Origin of the sequence: Tardiphaga sp., assembly GCF_044336785.1 — a bacterium.
Taxonomy (GTDB): domain Bacteria; phylum Pseudomonadota; class Alphaproteobacteria; order Rhizobiales; family Xanthobacteraceae; genus Tardiphaga.
Window position 1 is genome coordinate 22830 of the sequence record NZ_JBIIOT010000019.1, and the last position, 12414, is coordinate 35243.

General features: G+C 61.8%; 13 protein-coding genes. 7 read left to right on the top strand and 6 right to left on the bottom strand.

The window, feature by feature from the left end; translation table 11 throughout:
* Window positions 1-4 precede the first annotated feature (4 nt).
* Window positions 5-682: a GntR family transcriptional regulator gene (locus ACIQ2A_RS08325; protein WP_398477779.1), complete on the bottom strand. Its 678-nt coding sequence runs from the start codon at window positions 680-682 to the stop codon at window positions 5-7.
* Window positions 683-853: 171 nt separating this feature from the next.
* Between ACIQ2A_RS08325 and ACIQ2A_RS08330 the strand changes: the two genes are divergently transcribed.
* The 4 genes from ACIQ2A_RS08330 (at window position 854) to ACIQ2A_RS08345 (ending at window position 4844) form a co-directional block, all read left to right on the top strand.
* Complete coding sequence (locus ACIQ2A_RS08330) at window positions 854-1477, top strand: TRAP transporter small permease (RefSeq protein WP_398477781.1); 624 nt, start codon at window positions 854-856, stop codon at window positions 1475-1477.
* A 1-nt stretch (window position 1478) separates the two neighbouring features.
* On the top strand, window positions 1479-2744 hold the full coding sequence (locus ACIQ2A_RS08335; protein ID WP_398477783.1) for a TRAP transporter large permease: 1266 nt from the start codon (window positions 1479-1481) through the stop codon (window positions 2742-2744).
* Window positions 2745-2767: 23 nt separating this feature from the next.
* Window positions 2768-3751 carry a TRAP transporter substrate-binding protein gene (locus ACIQ2A_RS08340; RefSeq protein WP_398477785.1) on the top strand — a complete coding sequence of 328 codons (984 nt, stop codon included), beginning with the start codon at window positions 2768-2770 and terminating at the stop codon, window positions 3749-3751.
* A 166-nt stretch (window positions 3752-3917) separates the two neighbouring features.
* Window positions 3918-4844 (top strand): dihydrodipicolinate synthase family protein, encoded by a 927-nt coding sequence (locus tag ACIQ2A_RS08345; RefSeq protein WP_398477787.1) that lies wholly within the window; start codon window positions 3918-3920, stop codon window positions 4842-4844.
* Window positions 4845-4895: 51 nt separating this feature from the next.
* Here ACIQ2A_RS08345 and ACIQ2A_RS08350 read toward each other — a convergent pair whose 3' ends face one another.
* Complete coding sequence (locus ACIQ2A_RS08350; protein WP_398477789.1) at window positions 4896-5054, bottom strand: hypothetical protein; 159 nt, start codon at window positions 5052-5054, stop codon at window positions 4896-4898.
* 162 nt (window positions 5055-5216) lie between these two features.
* Complete coding sequence (locus tag ACIQ2A_RS08355) at window positions 5217-5489, bottom strand: hypothetical protein (RefSeq protein WP_398477791.1); 273 nt, start codon at window positions 5487-5489, stop codon at window positions 5217-5219.
* 231 nt (window positions 5490-5720) lie between these two features.
* Between ACIQ2A_RS08355 and ACIQ2A_RS08360 the strand changes: the two genes are divergently transcribed.
* Window positions 5721-6770 (top strand): HoxN/HupN/NixA family nickel/cobalt transporter, encoded by a 1050-nt coding sequence (locus ACIQ2A_RS08360; protein WP_398477793.1) that lies wholly within the window; start codon window positions 5721-5723, stop codon window positions 6768-6770.
* A 9-nt stretch (window positions 6771-6779) separates the two neighbouring features.
* Here the strand turns inward: ACIQ2A_RS08360 and ACIQ2A_RS08365 are convergent, their stop codons facing one another.
* Together ACIQ2A_RS08365 and ACIQ2A_RS08370 are read right to left on the bottom strand one after the other, a co-directional pair.
* Complete coding sequence (locus ACIQ2A_RS08365; protein WP_398477795.1) at window positions 6780-7595, bottom strand: class II aldolase/adducin family protein; 816 nt, start codon at window positions 7593-7595, stop codon at window positions 6780-6782.
* A 54-nt stretch (window positions 7596-7649) separates the two neighbouring features.
* Window positions 7650-8690, bottom strand: coding sequence for an MBL fold metallo-hydrolase (locus tag ACIQ2A_RS08370; RefSeq protein WP_398477798.1), 1041 nt, complete (start codon window positions 8688-8690; stop codon window positions 7650-7652).
* Between the two features lie 149 nt (window positions 8691-8839).
* On the opposite strand from ACIQ2A_RS08370, the gene ACIQ2A_RS08375 reads away from it, so the two are divergent.
* On the top strand, window positions 8840-9517 hold the full coding sequence (locus ACIQ2A_RS08375) for a DUF938 domain-containing protein (RefSeq protein ID WP_398477800.1): 678 nt from the start codon (window positions 8840-8842) through the stop codon (window positions 9515-9517).
* Window positions 9518-9572: 55 nt separating this feature from the next.
* The gene (locus ACIQ2A_RS08380) at window positions 9573-10811 is read left to right on the top strand and encodes an MFS transporter (protein ID WP_398477802.1); all 1239 of its coding nucleotides are present in this window, start codon (window positions 9573-9575) and stop codon (window positions 10809-10811) included.
* 109 nt (window positions 10812-10920) lie between these two features.
* Here the strand turns inward: ACIQ2A_RS08380 and ACIQ2A_RS08385 are convergent, their stop codons facing one another.
* On the bottom strand, window positions 10921-12237 hold the full coding sequence (locus tag ACIQ2A_RS08385) for an ActS/PrrB/RegB family redox-sensitive histidine kinase (protein WP_398477805.1): 1317 nt from the start codon (window positions 12235-12237) through the stop codon (window positions 10921-10923).
* Between the last annotated feature and the right edge of the window lie 177 nt (window positions 12238-12414).

The window sequence follows — 12414 nt, forward strand, 5'->3', positions numbered from 1 at the left end:
GCGATCAGGCCGCGCCACTCTTCTCGATGGTGCGGCCGACCACGCGCAGGAGGTCGCTGCGCACGGCTTCAATATGTTGCTTGAGAAAGCTGCAGGCATCCGCGATCTGCCCTGCGCGGCAGAGGGCGATCAGCTGCGCATGTTCCTTTTCCGCGATCCCCATCGCTTCGGTATTCGATAGCTGCATCCGCGTATAGCGATCGCTGGTCTGCAGCAGCGCCGTCACGATGTTCTGGGTGCGCGGTTGTCGCGCATTCACATACATGGCCATGTGAAACTCGGCATTGATCTGGCCCCATTCGCTGACATTGCCCGCCGCGATCGCGCCCTCGAAGCGCCTCTGAATGGCATCCAGGGTCGCGAAATCGTCCGCCGAGAAATGCGGCGCGGACTGCGCCAGCATGCGTGGCTCCAGCATCACCCGCAGGTCGAACACGTCATTGATCTCGTCGAGCGACAGCTCCGACACCACAGCGCCCTTCTGCGGCACGATCCGCACCAGCCCTTCGGCTTCGAGCTGGAACAGCGCCTCGCGCACCGGGATCCGGCTCACCCCATAGGTCTCGCCGAGCGCGTCCTGGCGCAGCTGTGCGCCTGCCGGATAGGTCCCGTCCAGGATCGCCTGTCGCAGCTGATCAGTGATCATGGCCGAGAGCGTGCGGTGCTTCATCGGTTCGCTCATTGATATATCTAGCCTTTTCGCCGCCGATCCTGCCGATATCTCAGTCTTCTCGCTGCTGCACAAAACCGCCTCAAGCCGTGAATTTGTGCAGGTAATCGTTTGACTCGCAAAATGTATAAATTATACGATCTTAAAAATCACCTCACTTTTGTGACATGCGGGGGAGCATTCATGAGTGATCAGACGATGTCGTCGGCGCGCGAGGTCGGGTTCCGCCACATGGTGATGGCGGCGTCCCGCGGTCTGCTCGCCTTCGAGCGCCTCGCGATCATCGGCTTCATGTATCTGCTGACGGCGCTGATCCTGGTGAATGTCGTCACCCGCTATTCGCATATGCCGATCTACTGGATCGACGAATCCGCGGTCTATTCGGTGGTCTGGCTGACCTTTATCGGCGCGTCGGCGATGACGCGGCTGCGGCTCGATTTTGCGGTCACCATGATGACGGAGCGGCTGTCGGTGTCGAAGCAGCGCCTGTTCAAGATCATCGCCACCGGCATGGTGATCGTGTTCGGCATCAGCCTGATGATCACCTGTGTGCTGTGGATGGATCCGGTCGGCATCGCCAGCGCGGGTTTCGACGCCAAGAAGTTTGCCGGCCAGACCTTCAACTTCCTCTACACCGAGCGCACCCAGACGCTGAACTGGCCGACCTGGGTCCTGTATCTGACGCTGCCGATCTTCGCGGTGTCGATGACCATCCATGGCATCGCCAACCTGCTGGAAGATCTCGATCTCGTTCCGCGCGTGGCGCCAAAGGGCTTCCAGCTGTCCGAGCTGGACGGGGTGAACTGACATGATCACCTCCGCTGCTTTCGTGATCATCATGCTGGTCGGCGTGCCGATCGGCCTCTGTCTCTGCCTTGCCGGCTTCGTCTACATCATGGCGTCTGGCAATCCGGTGCTGTTCCAGTCCTATCCGCTGCAATTGTTCGGCGGCGTCGATAGCTATGGCCTGATCGCGATCCCGCTGTTCATCCTGATCGGCGAGATCATGAATGGCGGCGGCATCACCCAGCGCATCGTCGATATGGCCATGGCCTTTATCGGCTCGCTGCGCGGCGGCCTCGCTTATGTGAACGTGCTCGCCAACATGTTCATCTCCTCGATCCTCGGCTCGGCCACGGCACAGGTCGCCATCATGGCGCAGATCATGGTGCCGGAGATGGAGAAGAAGGGATACGACAAGACCTTCGCGGCCGGCCTCACGGCCTATGGCGGCATGCTCGGCCCCATCATCCCGCCCTCGGTGATGTTCGTGGTTTACAGCGTGCTGGCGCAGGTCTCGGTCAGCGACATGCTGATCGCCGGCATCATTCCGGGCGTCATTCTCACGGTGATGTTCTGCGTGATCATCGCCGTCATGGGCTATATCCATAACTATCCGCGCGCGGACTACCAGACGCCGAAGCAGCGCGTGATGACCATCCTGCGGACCTGTCCGACGCTGCTGATCCCTATCGTGATCGTCGGCTCAATTCTGACCGGCCTTGCTAATGCCACCGAGTCGGCGGCTGTCGGTGCCGTGGCCTCGGCATTGATCGGCAAATATTGGACGAAAGAATTCCGGTGGTCGCAGCTGCCGCAGATGATGCTGCGCTCGGGCATCTATTCGGCCATCGTGCTGTTTCTCGTCGCCGCGGCCGCCGTGTTTTCCTGGGTGCTCATCTTCGGGAAAGTGCCGCAGGAAACCGCGGCCTGGATCCAGACCGTGGCAAAGGATCCGATCAGCTTCATGCTGCTTTGTAACGTCATCCTGCTGGTCATCGGCACGGTGATCGACGGCGTGCCGGGTCTCATCATGACGGTGCCGATCCTGCTGCCGATCGCCACCGAGATCTATCACATCGATCCCCGCCAGTTCGGCGTCGTTGTCGTCATCAATCTCGTGCTCGGCCTGCTGTCGCCGCCCGTCGGGCTCTGCTTCTTCGTCGCTGCGGCCGTGACCGGCGCCAAGCCCGGCAAGATGTTCATGGTGACGCTGCCGTTTTTCTTCATCTCTTGCATCCTCCTGATTTTACTCTCGCTGTTTCCGTATCTGTCTCTCGCTCTCATCAAGTAACGCATCACTAAGGAGCTCTCGTCATGACCATCTCACGTCGTCGCTTCCTCGCAGCATCGGCTGCGGCCTCTGTCTTCGCGCCGTCGCTGTCGCTCGCGCAGGCCAAGGAAATGCGCCTCGGCCTGATCACGCCGAACGGCCATTCCTGGAACAAGGCCGCTTTGAAGCTGGCCGATCAACTCAAGGAAGAGACAAAAGGCCGTCTGACCATGACGGTGTTTCATTCCGGCCAGCTCGGCAATGAAGCGGCCATGATGCAGCAGTTGCAGACCGGCGCGCTTGATATGGGGTTCATTCAGGCTGCCGAGCTCGGCTCGCGCGTGCCGCATATCGCTGCGATCAATGCGCCTTATATCGTGCGCTCGACGCCGTCGGTGGCGAAATTCGTGCGGCATCCGGTGGCGGTGAAGCTGTTCGACGTGCTGCCCGCGGAAACCGGCACCATCGGTCTTGGCTGGGGCATCACCGGCATGCGCGCGGTATTCTCGGTGCGCGATCTCAAGACCCTCGACGACATCAAGGGCATGAAGCTGCGTATCAATCCGACGCCGGTCTACCGCGACTTCTACTCGTCCCTCGGTGCCGCGCCGACGCCGATCCCGACACCGCAGGTGTTCGATGCCATGTCGAACGGCCAGGTCGATGGGCTCGAAGCGGATCTCGAATTCTCCTGGAACCAGCGCTTCGACAAGGTGTCGAAATCGATCCTGCAGATGAATGCCGTCTTCATGCCGATGGCCGCCGTCGTCTCCGGCCGCGTCTGGCAATCGCTGCCGGCCGCCGACAAGGAGCTGATCACCAAGGCGGTGAAGTCCACGCTCGATGCGCAGATCGATGATCTGGCGGGCGCCGAGCCGGCCTTGATCGAGAATTTCAAGGGCACGTCGGTGCCGGTGCGTCAGGTTGCAGCGAAGGATACCGAAGCCGTCATCGCCGAATTCGACAAGCTCTGGCTGCCCAAGGCGCCGGTGCTGGCCGAACTGCGCAAGGTCGGTGCCACGCTGTAGACGAAAACCTCTCCGTCATTGCGAGCGCAGCGAAGCAATCCAGAAGCCAAGTGAAGAAAGACTGGGTTGCTTCGTGGCTTCGCTCCTCGCAATGGCGGCATTTTCCTCTGCCATCGTTCTCACAAGCCGGCGCGCACCACGCGCCGGCACATAACGGAGTTTTGCCATGAGTCCCCGCATCTCCTGGGAAGGTGTCTTCCCGGCTGTCACCACCCAGTTTCACGACGATCTCTCGCTCGATATCGATGCCACCGCCAAAGTGATGGACGGCCTGATCCGCGATGGCGTGTCGGGTCTGATCATCTGCGGCTCGGTCGGGGAGAACACCTCGCTGGAGCGCAAGGAGAAGATCGCGATCATGGAAACGGCCAAATCGGTCGCCAAGGGCCGCGTGCCGGTGTTGTGCGGGATCGCTGAATTCACCACGGCTTTTGCCGTCGAGACCGCCAAGGAGGCCGCGCGTGTCGGTATCGACGGCATCATGGTGATGCCGGCGCTGGTCTATTCGTCGAAGCCACACGAGACGGCAGCGCATTTCCGCTCGGTGGCGACGGCGACCGATCTGCCGGTCATGCTCTACAACAATCCGCCGATCTACAAGAACGACGTCACGCCGGACATTCTGGCGACGCTCGCCGATGTCGAGACGGTGGTTTGCTTCAAGGACTCCTCCGGCGACACCCGCCGCTTCATCGACACCCGCAACATGGTCGGCGATCGCTTCGTGCTGTTCGCCGGCCTTGATGATGTCATCGTCGAAAGCGTCGCCATGGGCGCCGTCGGTTGGGTGTCCGGGATGTCCAATGCCTTCCCGCGCGAGGGCGAGACGTTGTTCCGTCTCGCGAAGGCCGGCCGCTATGCCGAGGCGATGAAGATCTATGAGTGGTTCATGCCGCTGCTGCATCTCGATGCGCGGCCGGATCTCGTCCAGTGCATCAAGCTTTGCGAGAACATCATGGGGCGCGGCACAGCGCTGACGCGCCCGCCGCGTCTCGCCTTGCTGCCGCATGAGAAAGCGGACGTCGAAGCCATGATGGCCAAGGCGCTGCGCACACGCCCGACTCTGCCAGAAGTCGGGTTGAAGGCGGCCTGAGCGACCAGGCTCCTTCATGCAAAACGGCGCGCCAGCAATGGCGCGCCGTTTTCATGTCTCGTTGTCGCGTTTCTCGAACATCTCGGCTTCGTCGTCGCGATCGCGCTTCGGAGAGGCGATATCGCCGTCCTCTTCGTCGTCATCGACAGGTGGTCGAGGTGTCGGCTTATCCGACGTGTCCTTTGGCTCGCGGCCGGATCGTGGTGTCATCGCGTTCCCCGCATTCGCGTCATGCGGGTGATTGAAGCAGATTTCGCGGCGATGAGGCAATCCACTCTTGTCGTCGCCCCACTTGATCGGGCGATCCAGTACACTCGGACAGAGCGGTGTATACTGGGCCACCCGGTCAGGCCGGGTGGCGACATCCGATCGTTACGTCCGAAACCCGCCCTTACGCTGCTCGGCGAGCCATGCAGCGAGAGCGACCGACTTCTCGGCCGGTTTTCCGGCTGAACTCTTCCCGGGTGACGTCTTGCCGGTCGTGCTCCGGCCGGACTTGGCCGCAACCTTCTTCTTCGGCGCCGCTTGTGGCATCGCTGCCTCGCGGGCGAGCCGCATCTCTTTCAGGCGCGCCATATTGTCGAGCACCGCCTTTTGGGCGGCATCGCGCTCGGCTTTGGTGGATTTGTCGTTATCTGCGGACATCAATTCAGCTTCGTTCTGGAATTTGGGGTGTCAGCGCCACGGGCATCGGAGCAAGCGTCGCGCGATCGTTGCGTGGCTATATAAATGCCCGTACCCGTTCAGCCAACAGCCGATCACGCCGGTGGGCCATTTCTGAGGCACATGCGCGGGATTTCATGCGAAATCGCCGCAGTTGCGTCACTATCGCCGGTCTGAGACAATCGCTCCCGTCAATCGGACCGATTTTTCCCCATGCTTCGTACGCTTTTCAACGATGGCGCCGACAATCTGCGCGGCCGCATCATCGCCATCTACGCCATTCTCATTCCGGCCAATGTGCTGGCCTGGATCTGGGCTCTGGTCGCGTTTCGCGATCAGCCGGTGCTGCTGGGTACCGCTGTTCTGGCTTACACATTCGGTCTGCGCCACGCCTTCGATGCCGATCACATCGCGGCCATCGACAATATCACGCGCAAACTGATGCAGTCGGGCAAGCGCCCGATCTCGGTCGGTATGTTCTTCTCGCTCGGCCATTCCACCGTGGTGATCGTGGCCTCGATCTTCGTGGCGCTGGCAGTGTCCGCGCTGCAGGAGCGGTTCGACAATTTCAAGGAAGTGGGCGGGCTGATCGGCACCGGCGTCTCGGCATTCTTCCTGCTGGTGGTCGGCATCGCCAATCTTTTCATTCTCATCGCCGTCTATCGCGTGTTCCGGTCGGTGAAACGCGGCGAGCGATTCATCGAAGAGGATCTCAATGCCGTGCTGGCCCAGCGCGGCATTATCGGCCGCGCGCTGCGCCGTCTGTTCGGGGCGATCACCAAGAGCTGGCACATGTATCCGCTCGGCATCCTGTTCGGCCTCGGCTTCGACACCGCCAGCGAAATCGCACTGCTCGGCATCGCTGCCTCACAGAGCGCCGAGGGCATGTCGATGCTGTCGATCCTGATTTTCCCGGCACTGTTCACGGCCGGCATGTCGTTGGTGGATGCGACGGATTCGATCCTGATGGTGCGCGCCTATGGCTGGGCCTTCGTGAAGCCGATCCGCAAGCTCTATTACAACATGATGATCACGGCGGTGTCGGTGATTGTCGCGCTGGTGATCGGCGGTATCGAAGCGCTCGGCCTGATCGGCCGCAAGCTCGATCTCTCAGGCAGTTTCTGGGAAGCCATCGAGGGGCTGAACGAGAATCTCGGTGCGATGGGCTATCTGATCGTCGCGATCTTCCTCGTCAGCTGGCTGGTCTCCGTCGCCATCTATCGCATCAAGGGCTATGACGATATCGAGGTGCGCGAGGCGTGAGCCTCGCGGTCATTTGCCCGGCATCTTCTCCAGCGCGGCACGCTTCCAGAGGTCCCAGGCGCGGCCGTGGATCTGGTCGATCACCGCCAGCGTCTTCGCGCTTTCATCGTTCTGCAGATAGGTGACGGTGCCGCCCAGCGCGAGCGCCTGCGATTGCAGTTGCGCATTGACGTTGCTGTAATGCGCACGGAACACCGCCATCGGAATGGCGGCGGCGACCACCACGCTGCCGTGGCCGCGCATCAGCGCGACGTTGCGGCCACCCAGTGTTTCCGCCAGTGCCTTGCCGAGCTGCGGCGTGCTCACCAGCATGTTGCTGGCGCCCGCGGTGTCGCGGATGTCGAAGATCGGCACATCAGGTGCGAGAAACGCACCGAGATGAAAGATCGGCCGCAGCGGCACATTGCTCGCGCCGAACGGGATGATGCCCGGCGAGTGCGTATGCACGACGGCTTTCACGTCCGGTCGCGCCTTGTAGATCTCGCCATGGATGAAGCGCTCGAGAAAGCTCGCACGTCCGCGCGCATCGACCGGATTGGAATCGAGATCGTATTCCAGGATGTCGTCCGCCGTGACCAGCGCCGGCGCCAGCGAGCGGCCCATCAGATAGCGATTGGGATCGGTCGGGTGCCGCATGCTGACATGGCCGAAGCCATCGATGACATTGAGATCGGTGAGGACGCGGTTGGCGACCACGAGATCCTGCATCAGCGCGGGATCGAAGGGACCGGCAGACGCTGGCGCTGCAGTCTGCGCGCTGGCGGGGTGGATTGCGAAAATGAGCGATGCGGTCAGCAACAGCCGTGCGGCCAGGCGCATGGACATGATCGGAATCCTCCCGGATGGCGCGGGCGATTGATTCCGCCTTACGCGCTTGATCTATGCAGCTAATACCGGCCCGCCGGCCTTCTTCCAAGCATCAATGCCGCCATCGAGGTGCGCGGCATGCGCAATGCCGGCATCTTTCGCCGCGTTGACCGCCATTGCCGAGCGCTCGCCATACGCACAGAAGAATACCAGGCGGCGACGCGTCGCGCTGGCGACTTCGCGCAGCATGCCGCCGGGCTTGAGGTTGTCGGCAATCGACGGATAGGGCGCATGCAGCGCGCCGGACAGCGTGCCGAATTTCGCGCGTTCGCCACTTTCGCGGAGATCCACCAGAAGCATGTCGGGATCGCCGAGATGGGCAATGGCTTCCTGCGGCGACAGCGCGAGGCCCTGTTTCACCAGCTCGTCCGGCTTGAGGCCGACTTTCATATTGGCGGGGATCACCACGTCCATGAGCTTGGGGTTCGGCAGGTTCAGTCTACCCATCAGTTCGATATATTCATCGACGGAGTTCACCTGCAGCCGCGGATTGAAGCGCTTTTCCTCGCCGATGGTGGAGACGGTGTCGCCTTTGTAGTCGTGTGCGGGGAAGACCATGGTCTCGTCCGGCAGTTTCAGCAGGCGATTGAACAGCGAGTCATATTGGGCGCGTGCGCTGCCATTCTGGAAGTCGGTGCGGCCGGTGCCGCGAATGAGGAGCGTGTCGCCGGTGAAGACGCGATCCTTCATCATATAGCTGTAGGAATCGTCCGTATGGCCGGGCGTGTACATCACGTCGAGGCTGACGCCCTCGATCATCACCTTGTCGCCATCGCTCACGCGCATCGCGACAACGTCGGCCTTGCTCTGGTCGCCCATCACCGTGACGCATTGCGTGCGCTCACGCAGTTCGGCGAGGCCGGTAACGTGATCGGCATGGAGATGTGTATCGACGGCTTTCACCAGCCGCAGATCGAGTTCGCGCAGCAACTGGCAGTAGCGATCGACCTTTTCCAGCACGGGATCGAGGATCAGCGCCTCGCCGCCGGGGCGGCTGGCGAGGAGATAGCTGTAGGTGCCAGAAACGCTGTCGAAGAGCTGTCGGAAGATCATGCCGCTCACCGTCAATCTTGGTCGAATATTCCATGCAGTCAGTGTTAGGAAGAATAATAGCCCAAGATATAGCCTTTGTGCGAATGCTTTCTGCTGTGAGAATTGATTTTGCGCAACGCTCCGCCTAAAGCTCCGGGGCGGAGGCCGATATGGCGGAATATGTGGTTCAGTTTGGCAAGGATGGCGGAAAAGTCGAATCCGACGGCCGCCTGGATGCGGCGGCTTTTCATCGAAATCACACCGCGATCTGGACAATTCTCGCGGCATCCTTGCGGCATCACAGCGGCGACGTTGTGGAGGTCGGCAGCGGCACCGGCCAGCATGTCATGCACTTTGCCGAGCACTCGCCCGACATCACTTGGTGGCCGAGCGATCTCAACGATGCGCATCTGATCAGTATCGAGGCATGGCGCAATTTCACCCAGCGCGCGAATGTCCGCCCGCCGCTGCGGATTGATCTCACTGATCCCGATTGGTGCCCCGAATTGCGCGATGGCAGTGCGCGCGAGCTGCTTGCGGTGTTCTGCGCCAATGTCGTCCACATCGCGCCGTGGCCCGTGGCGGAGGGGTTGATAGCAGGCGCGGCACGTTATCTTCGGCCGGATGGCAAGCTCTTCATCTATGGCCCGTTCAAGCGCGGCGGCGCGCATACGGCTGTGAGCAATGCGGCCTTCGATACCAGCCTGCGCAATAACAATCCTGCATGGGGCGTGCGCGATGTGGAGGAGCTGGAGAAAGTGGCTGAGAGCGTCGGGCTGAAGCTCAACGAGATCGTCGAGATGCCGGCCAATAATCTGATTCTGATTTTTGCACGCGTGGCTACGTAGTCATTTCATAACAAAAGGCTTGGCCAAACCGAGCCGATGCCCGGGCGGAATTCCCATGAGTGATACGACGACTCCAGACAATTTCGACGATGCACGCGCGCGTGCCACCGTATGGCGGCTTGCGGCGGCACAGGCGCTGGGCGGCGCCAATTCTGCGGTGATCTTTGCGACTGGCGCGATCATCGGCGCAACGCTGGCGCCAAGCGCGTCGCTCGCGACGGTGCCGATCTCGGTCTATGTGGTCGGGCTTGCTGCGGCGACGCTGCCGGTCGGCATCATCTCGCGGCGCTATGGTCGGCGTGTGGCGTTCATGATCGGCAGTGGGGCAGGGGCGTTGTGCGGATTGCTCGGCGCTATCGCCATTCTGCAGGCATCTTTTGCGCTGTTCTGTGTCGCGACGTTTTTCGGCGGGCTCTATGGTGCAGTCGCGCAGTCCTATCGCTTTGCGGCCGCCGATGGCGCGAGCCCGGCTTACAGGCCGAAAGCCGTGTCATGGGTAATGGCCGGCGGCGTGTTTGCCGGCGTGCTTGGGCCGCAGCTCGTGCAGTGGACCATGAATATCTGGTCGCCTTATCTGTTCGCGTTCAGCTTCCTCGCGCAGGCGGTGGTGGCGCTTATCGCGATGGCGCTGCTGTCCACTGTGGACGCGCCAAAACCTGCGCCGGCAGATATGCACGGTGGCAGGCCGCTGGTTGAGATCATCAAGCAGCCGCGCTTCGTGGCTGCCGCGATCTGTGGCGTGGTGTCATATGCCATGATGAATCTGGTGATGACCTCAGCGCCGCTGGCCATGAAGCTGTGCGGGCTCAGTCTCAGCGATTCCAATTTCGGAATTCAGTGGCATGTGGTTGCCATGTATGGGCCGAGCTTCTTTACCGGCGCGCTGATCACGCGCTTTGGCGCACCGAAAGTCGTCGCAGTTGGCCTCATACTCGAAGCGCTCGCGGCGATCATCGGCATGTCGGGCATTACCGCGATGCATTTTTGGATTGGACTGGTCGTGCTCGGCGTCGGCTGGAATTTCGGCTTTGTCGGCGCGTCCGCCCTGGTGCTTGAAACGCATCGGCCGCAGGAGCGTAACAAGGTGCAGGCCTTCAACGATTTCCTCGTCTTCGGCCTGATGGCGGTGGGCTCGTTCTCGTCGGGGCAGTTGCTTGCCAGCTACGGCTGGAATGCCGTGAATGCGGTGGTGTTTCCGCCGGTGGTGCTGGGGCTTGTGGTGCTGATGATTGCAGGCTTCGCGAAGCGGCGAGCGCTGAAGCAGGCTGAGGCGTTTCCGGACCCGGCGATCTAGTTCGGGACGCGTAGGCTGCATGGAGCGAAGCGTAATGCAGGTACCGGCGAGGTGATGAAGCGCCGTAGCCCGGATGGCGCTGCGCTCCATCCGGGCTACGGCCGAGAGATTAATCCACTTCCATCAATTGCCCCGCCGTCTCAAACGCCTCGCGCGGCCAGGCGATCTGCACCACGGCGCCGTGGTCGGGGAAGATGCGGTTGCTGAACGTCACCTTGGCGCCGGTGCGCTCCAGCAATGTGCGGGCGATGAAGACGCCGAGGCCAAGGCCGCGGCGGGGGCCGTCTTCGGTGTTGCGACGGCGCGACAGATAGGGTTCGCCGATGCGCTTCAGGAGATCGGGCGGAATGCCGGGGCCGTCGTCGGAAATCGACAGCACGATGGCGTCGGCATTCCACCAGGCATTCACCTCGACCTGCTCGCGGGCGAAATCGACGGCGTTTTCCAGAATATTGCCGACGCCATAAAGGATCGCGGGATTGCGCATGCCGACCGGCTCGGGCGCCGTGGAGACGGCGATCCGTACCTTGATCGATACGCCGAAATCGCGATGCGGCGAGACGGATTCCTCGATCAGCTGCGAGATGCGCATGCGATCGAATGGCGCGCCGCTGGAATTCAGCTGGGTGATTTTCGACAGGATTTCGCGGCAGCGCTGCGCCTGCTCCGCCATGGTGCGGAGATCGCCAGCGAGTTCCGGATTTTTGTCGACGCTCTTCACCAGTTCGCGCGAGATCAGGAAGATGGTGGCCAGCGGCGTTCCGAGTTCATGGGCGGCAGCCGCAGCGAGGCCGTCGATCTGGGTGAGGTGTTGCTCGCGTGTCAGCACCAGCTCGGTGGCGGCAAGGGCGTCGGAAAGCTTGCGCGCTTCCTCGGTGACCTGGAAAGCATAGAGGCTGGTGACGCCGATGGCGGTCATGATCGAGAACCAGACGCCGAGCAGATAGATCTGCGGCAGCACCAGCGGATCGGCGGTGTCCCATGGTAGCGGCAGGTGGAAGAAAGCGAGCACGCTGGTGCAGGTGCCGGCGAGGACGCCGAGCGCAATCGTGTAGTTGGTCGGCAGCGCGGTGGCCGAGATCAGCACCGGCGCGAGGAACAGGAACGAGAACGGGTTCTGCAGGCCCCCGGTGCAATAAAGGAGGCCTGCGAGTTCTATGATGTTGAGCGCCAGCAGGGCTGCGGCGCTGACCGCTTCCAGGCGATGCACGGGATTGAAGAGCGTCTGCAGGACCAGATTCAAAGCCGCCGACAGGCCGATGATCGTCACGCAGGGGATGATCGCCATGTCATATTCGAGGCCCTGCACCACCACGAAAATAGCGGCGAGCTGCCCGAGCGCTGCCAGCCAGCGCAGCCGCAGGATCGTGTCGAGGCGCACATAGCGGCGGGGATGACGGAAGTCGGAAACGGAAATGTCGGTCATATCAGCGTTTTAGCGGGTTGGCGGGGGAGGCACAAACGAACGGTGATGCGGCAAACTCGCCCGTGGCGGCTTGTCGTCCCCGCGAAGGCGGGGACCCATAGCCTCCGAAAGTGTGTGGCGAAGAATCTCTCCGTGTGGTGTTCCACTTACTCCGTCGGAGGTTATGGATCCCCGCCT